Genomic DNA, 12342 nt, shown 5'->3' with positions numbered 1-12342 from the left:
GGCTTTGCAGTGACGATTTGTGCAGGTTGCATGACGCCGACACTGGCGAAGGCTCGGCGATGTAGGAAAGGGATTTTTGATGACCTTGCTTTTTTCCGCCATGCCTGTTATAACATGCGTATGAACAAATCACTCAAGATCACAAAGGTCGGCAATTCGGCCGCTGTCATCCTCACAAAGGAATTGCTCGCGCAATTGCGGGTGCAGATCGGCGACACGCTGCATTTCACACAGGCACCCGACGGAGTTCGCGTGACAGCCTATGACCCCGAGTTCGAACGGCAGATGGCGATTGCCGAAGAGATCATGCGCGAGGATCGTGACATCCTGCGCGAACTCGCGAAATAGGAGGTCAGCATGGCGGATCACCGCTCCGAGCCATCATGGCTCGACCTCGCCTTTGCGCTTGCCGTTCACGACAGGCAACTGGCCGAACATGGTGGACCTTCGGGCATACGCGATCAGGGTGCGCTGGAGTCGGCCTTGTCACGACCGCGCAACCAGTGGGCGTATGGCGAGGAAGACCCCGCCGCGCTCGCCGCTGCTTACGCTTTCGGAATCGCGCGCAATCATCCCTTCACCGATGGCAACAAGCGAACGGCTTGGGTTTTGGCGCGCGTTTTCCTGTTGCTCAACGACCACCGATTGAAGTTCGACAAAGTCGACGCGCTCCAGACGGTTCAGGCTCTAGCCGCAGGAGAACTGTCCGACGATGAACTCGCCGACTGGTTTCGCCAGCGCCTTTCGGACGAGGGCGCTTAAGCCTCCCCAGCCTCCGCCTCGCCGCTCTCGTATCCCACGATCCCGTCCACATTGTTCCGCGTGTAGCTGTGATAGCCGCCGCGTGTGTCTTCGTAGATGCGCGTCGCGATGGGGCGGCCCCAGTCGCCGGTGTTCCACAACGCGGCGAAGAGCGGCGCGACGAACTTGTTGCGACCGACTTGCGAGAGGAACTGCTCCGCCTGGTCCACCGCCGGATCGTATTCATTGCGCAATGCGGCTTCGAGCCACAGGAACAGAACTTCGTTATTGCCGGTTTCCGACAGGCCGAGCCGCTCGTTGAGAGCGGCCAGCTCGCGGTCGCTCAACTCTCCGGGCAATTCTTCCAGAAAGCGGCGCTGGGAGGCGGCAGTCCAGCTTTCCCAGTCGCGCGCTGCGGGCAGCGTGCCGTCCTCAGCATAGGCTTGTGCAGCGCCATCGGCAGCGGCGAAAGCTTGCGGGTCGGGCTGATAGGCATTTTCGGGAATGCCGGTGCCGTACACCCATTCGTCCAGCATCAGCTGCTCTTCCAGCTCCGCATTGTCGCCAATCAGCTTCTCGCGCATGTCGGCGAGGAACATCTCGGAGGTGACGGGCTGGAATGCGTGCTCGTCGAACCACTGCGTCAGCCACGCGTCGAATTCCTCGCGCCCGACGATGTTCTCTACCGTGCGCAGGAAGACCGTGCCTTTGTCGTAAATCGCCGGACCGATCGTTTCGAACGGACTGGTGCCTTCGGGCGTGCGCATGGAAGTGGTGGGATCGTCCGCGCCCGCCTCGCCCACGGCTTCCTCCAGCGAGGCATAGCTGAGCGCATATTCCTGCTCGGCGCGGCTCTCGCCATACACGGCCTCGGTGATGCGGCTTTCGATATAGGAGGTGACGCCCTCGTTCAGCCACCCGTCGCGCCAGCTGGCATAGGTGGTGAGATTGCCGGACCAGCTATGTGCCAGCTCGTGCGCGATCAGGCCGTTGTTGGAACGGTCGCCCGCGATGAAAGTCGGCGTCAGGAAAGTCAGCACCGGATTTTCCATGCCGCCATAGGGGAAGGCGGGCGGCAGGATGATCATGTCGTAGCGGCCCCAGCGATATTCGCCGAATAGCTCCACGCCGGCATCGATCAGCTCTTCGGTATCGCCGAGTTCTTCTGCGGCGGCCTCGATCATCTGCGGTTCCGCCCAGACGCCCGAGCGCGGGCCGAGTTCGGCGAATTCGAGATTCCCGGCGGCAATCGCGATGAGGTAAGGCGGGATGGAATTGTCCATCATGAATTCGAACGCGCGGCGGCTGGCCTCGCCTTCATTGGCGCCCAGCTCCTCTGGCTCCCCGCGGCTGATGCCGGACATGACGACGGTGAGCGGCTCGGGCGCGGTGATGCGCGCTTCCCAGGTCTGGCGGATGCCGGGGCTGTCCTGCGTCGGGATCCAGGTGCGATTGAGGATCGGCTGGCCCTGGCTGAAGACGAAGGGGTGCTCTCCGCCCGCGGTCTGCTCCGGATCGAGCCATTGCAGCGCGGCGGCTTCGGGGCCGCTGGCATAGTCGATGACGATCTGCTGCAGCTCCGGCCCGGTCAGCTCGCCCAGCTGCACCGTGATCGGCTCGCCCTTGCCCTCTTCAGTCTCGCCAATCTCGTATTCGAGCTCATTGCCATTGCCATCGGTTATGCCGCCCACGATCAGCCCATCGCTGTCGAGTACGATCTCGGTCGCATCCTCGGCCGCCTGCACGTCCAGCGTGGCGGTGCCTTCCACGCGCTGCCCTTCGAAATCGAGATCGAGATCGAGCGCGACATGGGTGACGCGCGCTTCCAGCGGGCGGGCAAAGGTGAATTCGTCCTGTGCCTGCTCGCTCGTCAGGATCGGCGCGACGGTCCGCTCCTGCAAAGGCAGGTCCGACGTGTCGCACGCGGTCAGCAGGAAGATTGGGATGGCGGCAATCAAAGGAAAACGCATGGAAACTCCGCATGGCGTGAATATTCGTTGCAACGCTTGTAGCACGCCTGCATCACCTGTCATCCGTCGAGCGCAAGTGTCACTTTGCAGATGAACCGATGCGGCATGAAATCGTTCGGCGCACGTGATAAAAGACCATTCGATATTGTCTGAGGATGAACAGCATGTCCGCCAGTAATCGTTTCGCACCCAGCCTGGCGCGCGCTGCGCTGTTTTGCGCCGCCCTGTCGCTGACACCCATCGCCGTGCATGCGCAGGACGCGGATCCAGACGACGACGATGTCATCATCGTCGAAGGCGAGCGGATCGAGACGGCCGATGTCCGCAACACCGCGCGCGATATCACTGTGGGCTCGCAGGCAACGCAGAGTCCGCTTTCCCGCTTTCAGCGTCCTGTTTGCCCGGGCATCTGGGGCATGACGCAGGACAATGCGCAGGCTGTGCTCGATCGTATCGTTTTCAACGCGCTTCAGGCCAACATTCCGGTAGCGGAAGAGCCGGATTGCGGTGCCAATGTCTGGGTGATCGTGGTCGATGATGCAGCCGCGACCTTCGAGCGACTGCAAGAAGAAGACTCTTTCCTCACTCGCCATCTCACGAGCTATCAGGAGCGAAAGGTTCGCGACCAGGACAGCTATGCGCTCGGATGGAACCTGATCACTACGCGCAATCCGGAAACCGGAGTCCAATTGCCGACAGGTTGGTACGCGACGCAGGGAATTGTCGACGCTGCATCGGCGGGCCTGCCGCCGCCCGGTAATGAAATCCGAAGCATGTCGCGGCTCACCCTCGGCATTCGTACGGATATCGAATTGTCGGTAGTCCTGGTGGAGCGGGCTGCGCTGGCGGATATCGACAGCGTTGCACTTGCAGACTACGCGACGATGCGTCTTTTTGCCTACACCGAGCCGCCTTCGGAAGACGACCCCGTTGCAACTGTGCTGACACTGTTCAACCGGAATGCCGACGATAGCAGGCCGCTCCGCATGACAGCCTTCGATCGTGCCTACCTGCGCGCTCTCTATCGCTCCAGTCCGACACGCCCTGCGCGGATCGCCCTCGGCAATATCTCGGATGCAATGGAAACGATCGACACGCCGTAGCTATACCGCTTCTCGATTTCGGCACTGGCGTGACAAACCCCGTGGTGCGCGCTAGAACCCGCTCATGGGAACGTTCACAAAACCGCTCGCCCTTTGTCTGCCGCTTCTGCTCGCCAGCTGCCAGTCGGCCTCAGCATCGGCTGACACCGCTTCGCAGGATCTGCGCGCAGACCGCACGCTGATCTTCGCCGACGAGTTCGATTCCGGCGCGCTCGACCGTGACAGCTGGAACGTCATCGGCATGGATTTCTGGGTGAACCGGGAAGAGCAGGCCTATCTCGACGATCCGCGCACAATCCGCTTTGCCGACGAAGTCGATGGCGCGGATGGCGGCGTGCTGATCCTGCAGCCGGTCTACGCGCCCGGCGTGGACGCCAATGCCGAACGCGAGGCCGACTTCATCTCCGGCCGGATCGAAAGCCAGGGCAAGGTCGAGTTCACCTATGGCCGGGCGGAGGCGCGCATCCGCATGCCAGATGCGCCGGGCGTCTGGCCCGCCTTCTGGCTGCTCGGCAACGGACGCTGGCCCGATACCGGCGAGATCGACATCATGGAATATGTGGGAGAGCCCGACTGGTACGGGGTCGCCGTGCACGGCCCGGGCTATTCGGGCGATGCAGGTCTCGACAACCGCTATTTCTTCGATGCGGGCACGGACGCGACCGACTGGCACGTCTACGCCGTCGAATGGACACGCGACGCGATGATATTCGAGATCGACGACCGCCCGATGTTCCGCGTCACCCGCCCGATGACCGAATATTTCGGCACCTGGGAATTCGACAATCCGAAATATCTGATCCTGAACTTCGCCATGGGCGGCGCCTACCCGGCAAAGACCAATGGCGTGGAGGAGCCGTATTACGGCCTCCCCGCCGACACCGCCCAGCGGGCGCAGGCGGGCGAGCTGTATATGGAAGTCGACTGGGTGCGGGTTTACTCGGCGGGGGAGTGACCTAATTCGCCAGCTTGAAAGCAATATTGATAACTAATGCCATCCAGATAGAACCGAAGAGAAAGGAGGCCGGCGCTATGATATGCGGCTTCGTATACCACCGGTTTTTGCGTTCGCTACGAGCCCGCAACTCTGTGAGATGCAATTCGCTCGAAAGCTTGTTGATCTCCTCAATGCGCGCCAATTGATCTGCTTGCGCTTTCGTCAGTTCGATTTTGTTCATGACCAAGTAGCCTCAGGTGGCAGGCTCATCAGGATCGCGTCGATATTGCCGCCGGTTTTAAGGCCGAAGAGCGTGCCCCGGTCGTAGACGAGGTTGAATTCGGCGTAGCGGCCGCGCCATTCGAGTTGCTGGCGTTTCTCGTCCTCGTTCCAGATCTCGTTCATCCGCTTCCGCACGAGCTGCGGATAGATGTCGAGGAAGGCTTCGCCCACATCGCGGGTGAAGGCGAAATGGCGGTCGAATTCCACATCGTCGCCGCACTCCAGATGGTCGTAGAAAATCCCGCCAACCCCGCGATGGACGCCGCGATGGGGGATGTAGAAGTACTCGTCCGCCCATTTGCTGAAGCGGTCGTAATAGGTCGGATTGTGCGCATGGCACGCGGCGCGCAGGCGGGCGTGGAAGGCCTCGGTATCCTCTTCGTAAGGCAGCGGCGGATTGAGATCCGCGCCGCCGCCGAACCATGCGGTCTGCGTCGTCAGGAAGCGGGTGTTCATGTGTACGGCGGGCACGTGCGGATTGGCCATGTGCGCGACCAGGCTGATGCCGGTGGCGGTGAAGTCGGGATGCTCCTCGCTCGCGCCGTTAACCTGGCTGGCAAACTGCGGGGAGAACGCGCCCGACACGGTGGAGACGTTCACACCGACCTTTTCGAACACCTTGCCCTTCATCAGGCCCTGCACACCGCCGCCGCCTTCCGAGCCGTCCTCCGTCTCTCGGTCCCATTTCTTGTAGGCAAAACCCGCGTCCGAACCTGCCTCGCGCTCGATCGCTTCGAATTCGGCGCAGATGCGGTCCCGCAGGGTTTCGAACCATTTGCGGGCTTTGGCGGTCTGTTTGCTGCGGTCCATACCAAGGCTCTTGCCAAAGGCGCGGGCGGGCGGCAATAGCGCGGCATGGTTCCCGTTTCGTTCGACTTTCCCTTTTGCGGTGACGAGTTCCGGCTCGTGCAGGATCGCGCGCTGTTCTGGCCGCGCGAGAACGCGTTGCTGGTGGCGGATTTGCATCTCGAAAAGGCGAGCTTCTTCGCCAAGCACGGCCAGCTTCTCCCGCCTTACGATAGCCGCGAGACGCTGGAGCGCGTCGCGCTCGCCGTGCGCGAGACGGGTGCGCGCCGGGTCTATACGCTGGGTGACAATTTCCACGATTCCGCAGGATCGCAGCGGCTGGAGGAGCATGCGGAGGGGATGCTGGCCGCCCTCACCCGCGCGGTCGATTGGGTGTGGATCACCGGCAATCACGATCCGGCGATGGAAGCGAAAAGCGGCGGGACGATTGCCGAAGAACTGGTCGTGAACGGCATGGTGCTGCGCCACATGGCGAAGCGCGGAGAGGCGCGTCCCGAGCTTTCCGGCCATTTCCACCCGCGCGTTCAGGTAAAGATTCACCACCGCCACATCCGCCGCCCCTGTGCGGTGATCGGCCATAATGACGATCAGACCTGCGGGCGCATGATCCTGCCCGCTTTCGGCGCGCTGACGGGTGGAATGAACGCAGCGGACCCGGCCATCATCAAGGCGCTGCAACCGGCCAGCACGGTCGATGCGGTCGTGCCGGCGGGGAAGAGGCTGGCAAGGTTTCCCCTCTGGCGGGAGGCGGCGTAGTTTTCTTTTCGATCCGACCTCCGTCGGATCGTCCTCGCTAGACGGCCAGCAAGCTGGCCCCGCTGCGGGCGGGCATTCGCCCTTGCCGGCCCAAGCGGGCCGGAGCTCCGCGATAAATTCGCTAGATATTGCAAGTCTCGGTCGCGACCAGCGACCGACAGAGCGCGACTGCGCGACCGCAGCTGCCCCGCAGCCGGAACGTAGTCCCGGCGGAGGGAACAGCAGCGAGGATGTCCGCGCGGATGCGCGGACGTAAGGAAAACAAATGCGGATGCGGCTACATGAGACAAACATCCTTCCCCCTAGCGCTCCCTCACAATCCGCCCTACATAGACGGCCAGAACCAAGAGCAATTTCAGGAGCGATTCCATACCACGTCCACCACGCCGCATGATGGCACCGCCGGTCAAATCCGGCCCGAAATACGATAATCTCATCCAGTCGGACAAGGTCCGCGTCATCGATGGCGAAGGCGAGAATCTGGGTGTGATGTACACGAACGAGGCGATCGAGCAGGCGGCCGAAGCCGGCCTGAACCTGGTCGAGGTTTCGCCCAATGCGAACCCGCCTGTCTGCAAGTTCCTCGATGTCGGCAAGTACCGCTACGAAGCCCAGAAAAAGGCCAATGCGGCGCGCAAGACGCAAAAGACGCAGGACATCAAGGAAGTGAAGATGCGCCCGAACATCGACACGCACGATTACGATGTGAAGATGCGCAATGTGAACAAGTTCATCGACAATGGCGACAAGGTGAAGGTCACCCTGCGCTTTCGCGGACGTGAAATGGCGCACCAGCATCTTGGCATGGATCTGCTCAAGCGGGTGCAGGACGATATGGCCGAAACCGCCAAGATCGAAGCCTTCCCCCGCCTCGAAGGGCGCCAGATGCTGATGGTGCTCGCGCCGAAGTAAGAGAGTTTGCGAATGGGGAGGATGCGATGAAGGCGAGAACACTTTCAGCGCTCCCCCCCTCGCGATGCTGGCAGCGTGCGCTGCCGAGCGAGCAGGCACCACGCCCAGTGGCGCCGCCGCCACAGATCTGATCAGAGAATTGCAGCCGTGCGGCGTCACGGCACCCAGAACCCCGGGCGACAGCGAATACGCCCATTTGCTGGACGGCCCCGGCCCTGTGCGTCCCTGTCATCTGATCACTGCCGATCACGTTGCGTTCGCGCGCGAGGTCCAGGATGGCGAAGTGGTATACGACCCCAACGATCCGAACGATGAAGAACGCGCCCTTCGGGTAGCTCCCGACATCTCCGTTTCCGGTTTGCAATGCCACGATGTTAGCGACGACGGTTCGGAGGTATCCTGTGATTTCACCGCCACGCAGATGGCGTAGAGCGACGCGGGAGTGACCATCGCTTCACCCATTGGTATTTCACCGCGTACGATGAAACATCAGGTCATTCCTACGCCGATACGTCTTGGCGTCCAAGCGCGAGCTGCCTCCCGCCCCAACAGTCCGACGGCTAGTCTCAGCCCTGTCCCAGATCGCGCAGCAGTTCGACAAACCATTCCTGGCTCGGATCGAAGCGCTTACCGCCCTTGATGCGGGTAAATTCGATCGCGCGCAGTTCGTCGCCGCGCTCCTCGTCCTGTCCCACAACGCCACTTTCCCCGCGCAACGCCGCGCTGACGGCGTGATTGGTGCATGACTTGATCAGCGCTAGGTCAGCTTCATTCGCGGGGGCGGATCGGGAAAAGTAACCGCTTTTTTGCACCAGCACTTTTTCCGCACCGACCTCCTCGGCAAGTTTGGTGGCAAACCATTGGCCAGGGTTCACCTTGTCGAGTTTCACATGGCCAAAGGCATCGCGCGGCACCTCTTCGCCCGCAGCTTCCATCGCAGCGACGATTTCCTCGACGCCTGCGCCTTCGGAGATGAACAGGTTTACTCCGTCCTGCGCGTCCATGACGTGTTTCAGGCGGTCTGCCTCTGCCGCGATGTCGAAATTGCGTTCGGGAATATACACGCCGTGCACATCCCAGCGCGCCGCGGCGTTCTCGGGCCATTCGGCAAAAGGTGCGCTCTTCACCCAGCTGTGATGCGCCGCCGCCGTCGCCGCCGTCAACCAGCCGCAGTGGCGGCCCATCACCTCATGCACGATCAGCATGCGCGGATTGGCCGAGTGTTCGGCGATGATATTGCGCGCATAGACCGCGCCCTGCTCCGCTGCCGTCCACGCGCCGAGCGATTGCTTGATCGGGATCACATCGTTGTCGATGGTCTTTGGGAGACCGACCACCGTCAGGTCATAGCCGTTCGCCTTCAGGTAAGCCGCAAGGTCAGCCGCCGCCGTATTGGTATCATCGCCGCCGATGGTGTGGAGCACGTCCACCCCGTCCTTCGTCAGCTGCCGCGCGGCAACTTCGAGCGGATTTTCGCCTTCCTTCACGAGCCCGCGCTTTACGCAATCCTCGACATTGCTGAGCTTGACCCGGCTATTGCCGATCGGGCTGCCGCCGAAGGCGTGGAGCTGGCCCGCGCTCGCCCGCACGTCATCGTTCGCCTCGATATAATCGCCCTTCAGCAGCCCGGCATAGCCGTTGCGATAGGCGATGATGCGCATGTCCGGTGCGACTTCGGTATACCGTTCGATCAGTCCGCCGACTGCGGAGGACAGGCAGGGCGCAAGGCCCCCGGCGGTGAGCATGGCGACGGTCTTGGTCATGCCGACGCTTCTGCCGACAAGCGCCGCGCATCGCTAGCCAAAAGGTCGCGACACTCTATTGTGCGGCGAAAGGCGGAGGGGAAACGTATGACGGCGCAGCGAATAGGCTTCTGGCTCGGCCCGGCACTGTTCGCGCTCACCCTGGTGCTGAGCCCGCCCGCCGACATGCCCGGCCCAGCCTGGAACGCAGCGGGCCTGACCGCCTGGATGGCGACGTGGTGGATGACGCAGGCGATCCCGCTTTCGGCCACTGCACTGCTGCCTTTCATCACCGTCCCCTTCTTCGGCGGCGGCACGGCGCGGGATGTGGCGAGCGATTATTATTCGCCGATTATCTTCCTGCTGCTGGGCGGCGCTTTTCTTGCCCTCGCCATCGAGCGGACCGGGCTGCACAAGCGCCTGGCCTGCTTCATTCTCGACAGGATCGGCGGGCGGGGCGGAAGCTTCGGGCTGCTACTCGGCTTCATGGTCGCGGCGGCGATCCTGTCCAACATCATATCCAATACATCCACCACGCTTATCATGATGCCGATGGTGCTGGCCGTGCTGGCGGGTGGATCTGCCGCGGGAAAAGACTCTCCGGCCTCAAGTAGCGGACGCGAAGCACAGCCGCAGGCTGAACCGGTAGGCCAGACAGAAGGTCTGTCAGGCGCGCTCCCGATGGGCCTCGCTTTCGCCGCCAGCATTGGCGGCCTCGGCACCATTATCGGTTCACCCACCAATGCTATCGGGGTGGCGCTGCTGCGCGATATTTCCGGGGTCGACATTACCTTTGCGCGTTGGGCGATCTACGGTGTGCCCATCGTGGCGATCGGTATCCCGCTGGCCGCTTATGTCGTGGCCAGGGTACAGCGCATTTCCGACGACACCTTCGATATTGCCGCCGCCCGCCGCGCCATCGACCGTCACGGTGCCTGGTCCCAAGCCGAAAGGCGGCTTGTGCCGGTCATTGCGCTCACCTTCCTGGCATGGATGCTGCGCGGCTTCATTGCGCCATACCTTCCTGAAGGCTCGCTAACGGACGGCACCATCGCCATCGCCGCCAGCCTCGCTCTCCTGATCCTTCCCGATGGCACGGGCCGCAGGCTGCTGGAATGGCGCGAGGCCAATCGCGCGCCGTGGGATGTGCTGCTGCTCTTCGGCGGCGGGTTGGCACTGGCCGGGGCGATGACACGCACTGGCTTGGCGGACTGGCTGGGCGCGGCGTTGCTCCCGCTTGCGGACCTGCCGGTGATCCTCGTCGCGATGGCGCTAGTGGCGATGGTGATCCTGATCACGGAGTTCGCCAGCAATGTCGCCACCGCCAGCGGCATCATGCCGGTGGTCGCCGCGCTTGCCGTGGCGCTTGGCGGAGAGGGCAATGCCGACATCATCGTACTGCTTGCCTTGCCCGTGGCGCTGGCGGCAAGCTGGGGCTTCATCCTCCCCGCCGGGACGGGCCCCAACGCCATCGCCTGGTCAACGGGCCGCGTTGCGTTACCCCGCCTGATCCGCGCGGGTCTTGCGCTCGACATCGCAGGCATTTTCCTGATCGTCGGCGTCGTCTTTATGGTTTCATCCGTAACCGCTTGAACGACTCCGCGGCGCGACCTAGAAGGCGCTGAAAGCGTGCAAGCGGTGCAGAAGCGGTCCTGCGGAGGTTAGGACCGGGCGGCCCGCTCGCTCCACCCGCTCCTGCCTTCCTGGGAGCATCGCTTTAGGAAGGACGCCTCACCATGGCCGACCACGACAACGATCCGCTCAACGCCGTCGACACGCCCACCCCGCGTCGCAAGCCCAAGCCCGAAGTCACCACCATCAATGGCCGCGAATTGAAGCCCGCGACGCTGATGATGGGGCATGGCTTCGATCCGGCGCTTTCCGAAGGCTCGCTGAAGGCTCCGATCTTCCTTACCAGCACATTTGCGTTCGAGAATGCGGCGGCGGGCAAGCGCCACTTCGAAGGCATCACCGGCAAGCGCGCCGGCGGGGCGGAAGGCCTCGTCTATTCGCGCTTCAACGGGCCGAACCAGGAAATTCTGGAAGACAGGCTGGCGATCTGGGACGGCGCGGAGGATGCGCTGTGCTTCTCTTCCGGCATGACTGCCATCGCCGTGCTGATCCTGGCCGCGTGCAATGCGGGCGATGTTATCGTGCATTCCGGCCCGCTCTATGCCGCGTCCGAAGGCTTCGTCGCCAAGGTGATGGCGAAATACGGCGTCACCTATATCGCTTTCCCTGCCGGTGCGACGCGCGAGGAGCTCGACGAGGTGATGAAACAGGCCAAGGCGAAAGCCGAGGAACAGGGCGGCGAAGTGCCGCTGATCTATCTCGAGAGTCCCGGCAATCCGACCAACGCGCTGGTCGATATCGAGGCCGTGAAGGAAGCGCGCGACGCGCATTTCGATCCGGACCGCTGCCCCATCGCTATCGACAACACCTTTCTCGGCCCGCTCTGGCAGCGCCCGTTGGACCATGGCGCAGATCTCGTCGTCTATTCGCTCACGAAATATGTCGGCGGGCATTCGGACCTCGTCGCCGGCAGCGTTTCGGGCGGCAAGAAGTGGGTCGATGCGATCCGCGCGCTTCGCAACACGATGGGCGGCATCGCCGATCCGCACACTGCTTGGATGCTCCTGCGCTCGCTGGAGACGGTGGAACTGCGCATGCAGCGCGCGGGAGAGAATGCGGCGCAGGTCTGCGAATTCCTCAAGGCGCATCCCAAGGTCGAAGGGCTAGGCTATCTCGGCATGATCGAGGATGCGCGGCAGAAGGATATCTACGATCGCCATTGCCTCGGTGCCGGATCGACGTTCTCGGTCTTCATCAAGGGCGGAGAGGCGGAGTGCTTCCGCTTCCTCGATGCGCTGAAAGTTGCGAAGCTCGCCGTAAGCCTGGGCGGGACGGAAACGCTCGCCAGCCATCCGGCCAGCATGACCCATCTCTCCGTCGCCGAGGGACGCCGTACCGAACTGAGGATAACCGACAATCTCGTGCGCATTTCCATCGGTATCGAAGATGCGGACGACCTGATCGCCGATTTCGAACAGGCGCTCGAAGCGGTCTAACGGGTGAGCGGCAGAAGGGAAAGA

The 12342-nt window shown here is 62.6% G+C and carries 13 protein-coding genes; 9 read left to right on the top strand and 4 right to left on the bottom strand.

What is annotated here, in order from left to right; all coding sequences use genetic code 11:
• The first annotated feature begins 120 nt into the window (after positions 1–120).
• Positions 121–348, top strand: coding sequence for an AbrB/MazE/SpoVT family DNA-binding domain-containing protein (locus tag D6201_RS12125; RefSeq protein ID WP_120049008.1), 228 nt, complete (start codon positions 121–123; stop codon positions 346–348).
• Between the two features lie 9 nt (positions 349–357).
• Complete coding sequence (locus D6201_RS12120) at positions 358–762, top strand: type II toxin-antitoxin system death-on-curing family toxin (RefSeq protein WP_120049007.1); 405 nt, start codon at positions 358–360, stop codon at positions 760–762.
• On the opposite strand, the gene D6201_RS12115 is transcribed toward D6201_RS12120, so the two are convergent.
• The gene (locus D6201_RS12115) at positions 759–2711 is read right to left on the bottom strand and encodes a M1 family metallopeptidase (protein WP_120049006.1); all 1953 of its coding nucleotides are present in this window, start codon (positions 2709–2711) and stop codon (positions 759–761) included. The two genes, D6201_RS12120 and D6201_RS12115, sit on opposite strands and share 4 nt — an antisense overlap.
• Before the next feature lie 164 nt (positions 2712–2875).
• On the opposite strand from D6201_RS12115, the gene D6201_RS12110 reads away from it, so the two are divergent.
• Positions 2876–3814, top strand: coding sequence for a hypothetical protein (locus D6201_RS12110; RefSeq protein WP_133304017.1), 939 nt, complete (start codon positions 2876–2878; stop codon positions 3812–3814).
• A 64-nt stretch (positions 3815–3878) separates the two neighbouring features.
• The gene (locus D6201_RS12105; protein ID WP_120049004.1) at positions 3879–4769 is read left to right on the top strand and encodes a glycoside hydrolase family 16 protein; all 891 of its coding nucleotides are present in this window, start codon (positions 3879–3881) and stop codon (positions 4767–4769) included.
• 1 nt (position 4770) lies between these two features.
• Here the strand turns inward: D6201_RS12105 and D6201_RS12100 are convergent, their stop codons facing one another.
• Both D6201_RS12100 and hemF read right to left on the bottom strand, forming a co-directional pair.
• Positions 4771–4992 carry a hypothetical protein gene (locus D6201_RS12100; RefSeq protein ID WP_133304016.1) on the bottom strand — a complete coding sequence of 74 codons (222 nt, stop codon included), beginning with the start codon at positions 4990–4992 and terminating at the stop codon, positions 4771–4773.
• Positions 4989–5843, bottom strand: coding sequence for an oxygen-dependent coproporphyrinogen oxidase (hemF, locus tag D6201_RS12095; protein ID WP_120049002.1), 855 nt, complete (start codon positions 5841–5843; stop codon positions 4989–4991). Before hemF ends, D6201_RS12100 begins: the two co-directional genes overlap by 4 nt.
• Positions 5844–5888: 45 nt before the next feature.
• Here hemF and pdeM point away from each other — a divergent pair, with 45 nt between their 5' ends.
• The 3 genes from pdeM (at position 5889) to D6201_RS12080 (ending at position 7938) form a co-directional block, all read left to right on the top strand.
• Positions 5889–6596, top strand: coding sequence for a ligase-associated DNA damage response endonuclease PdeM (pdeM, locus tag D6201_RS12090; RefSeq protein ID WP_120049001.1), 708 nt, complete (start codon positions 5889–5891; stop codon positions 6594–6596).
• A 390-nt stretch (positions 6597–6986) separates the two neighbouring features.
• Complete coding sequence (gene infC / locus D6201_RS12085) at positions 6987–7508, top strand: translation initiation factor IF-3 (protein WP_120049000.1); 522 nt, start codon at positions 6987–6989, stop codon at positions 7506–7508.
• 64 nt (positions 7509–7572) lie between these two features.
• Positions 7573–7938 carry a hypothetical protein gene (locus tag D6201_RS12080; RefSeq protein WP_120048999.1) on the top strand — a complete coding sequence of 122 codons (366 nt, stop codon included), beginning with the start codon at positions 7573–7575 and terminating at the stop codon, positions 7936–7938.
• A gap of 136 nt (positions 7939–8074) precedes the next feature.
• Here D6201_RS12080 and D6201_RS12075 read toward each other — a convergent pair whose 3' ends face one another.
• Positions 8075–9271, bottom strand: coding sequence for a pyrophosphate--fructose-6-phosphate 1-phosphotransferase (locus tag D6201_RS12075; RefSeq protein WP_120048998.1), 1197 nt, complete (start codon positions 9269–9271; stop codon positions 8075–8077).
• An 87-nt stretch (positions 9272–9358) separates the two neighbouring features.
• On the opposite strand from D6201_RS12075, the gene D6201_RS12070 reads away from it, so the two are divergent.
• A complete protein-coding gene (locus D6201_RS12070) occupies positions 9359–10843 on the top strand; it encodes an SLC13 family permease (RefSeq protein ID WP_120048997.1) in 1485 nt (494 codons plus the stop codon).
• A gap of 143 nt (positions 10844–10986) precedes the next feature.
• A complete protein-coding gene (locus D6201_RS12065; protein WP_120048996.1) occupies positions 10987–12318 on the top strand; it encodes a cystathionine gamma-synthase family protein in 1332 nt (443 codons plus the stop codon).
• Positions 12319–12342: the final 24 nt, after the last annotated feature.

It is taken from the genome of Aurantiacibacter aquimixticola, from assembly GCF_003605475.1.
Lineage (GTDB): Bacteria > Pseudomonadota > Alphaproteobacteria > Sphingomonadales > Sphingomonadaceae > Alteraurantiacibacter > Alteraurantiacibacter aquimixticola_B.
Note: the sequence above shows the minus strand (reverse complement) of the source record. Positions and strands in the feature narration are given on the sequence as shown.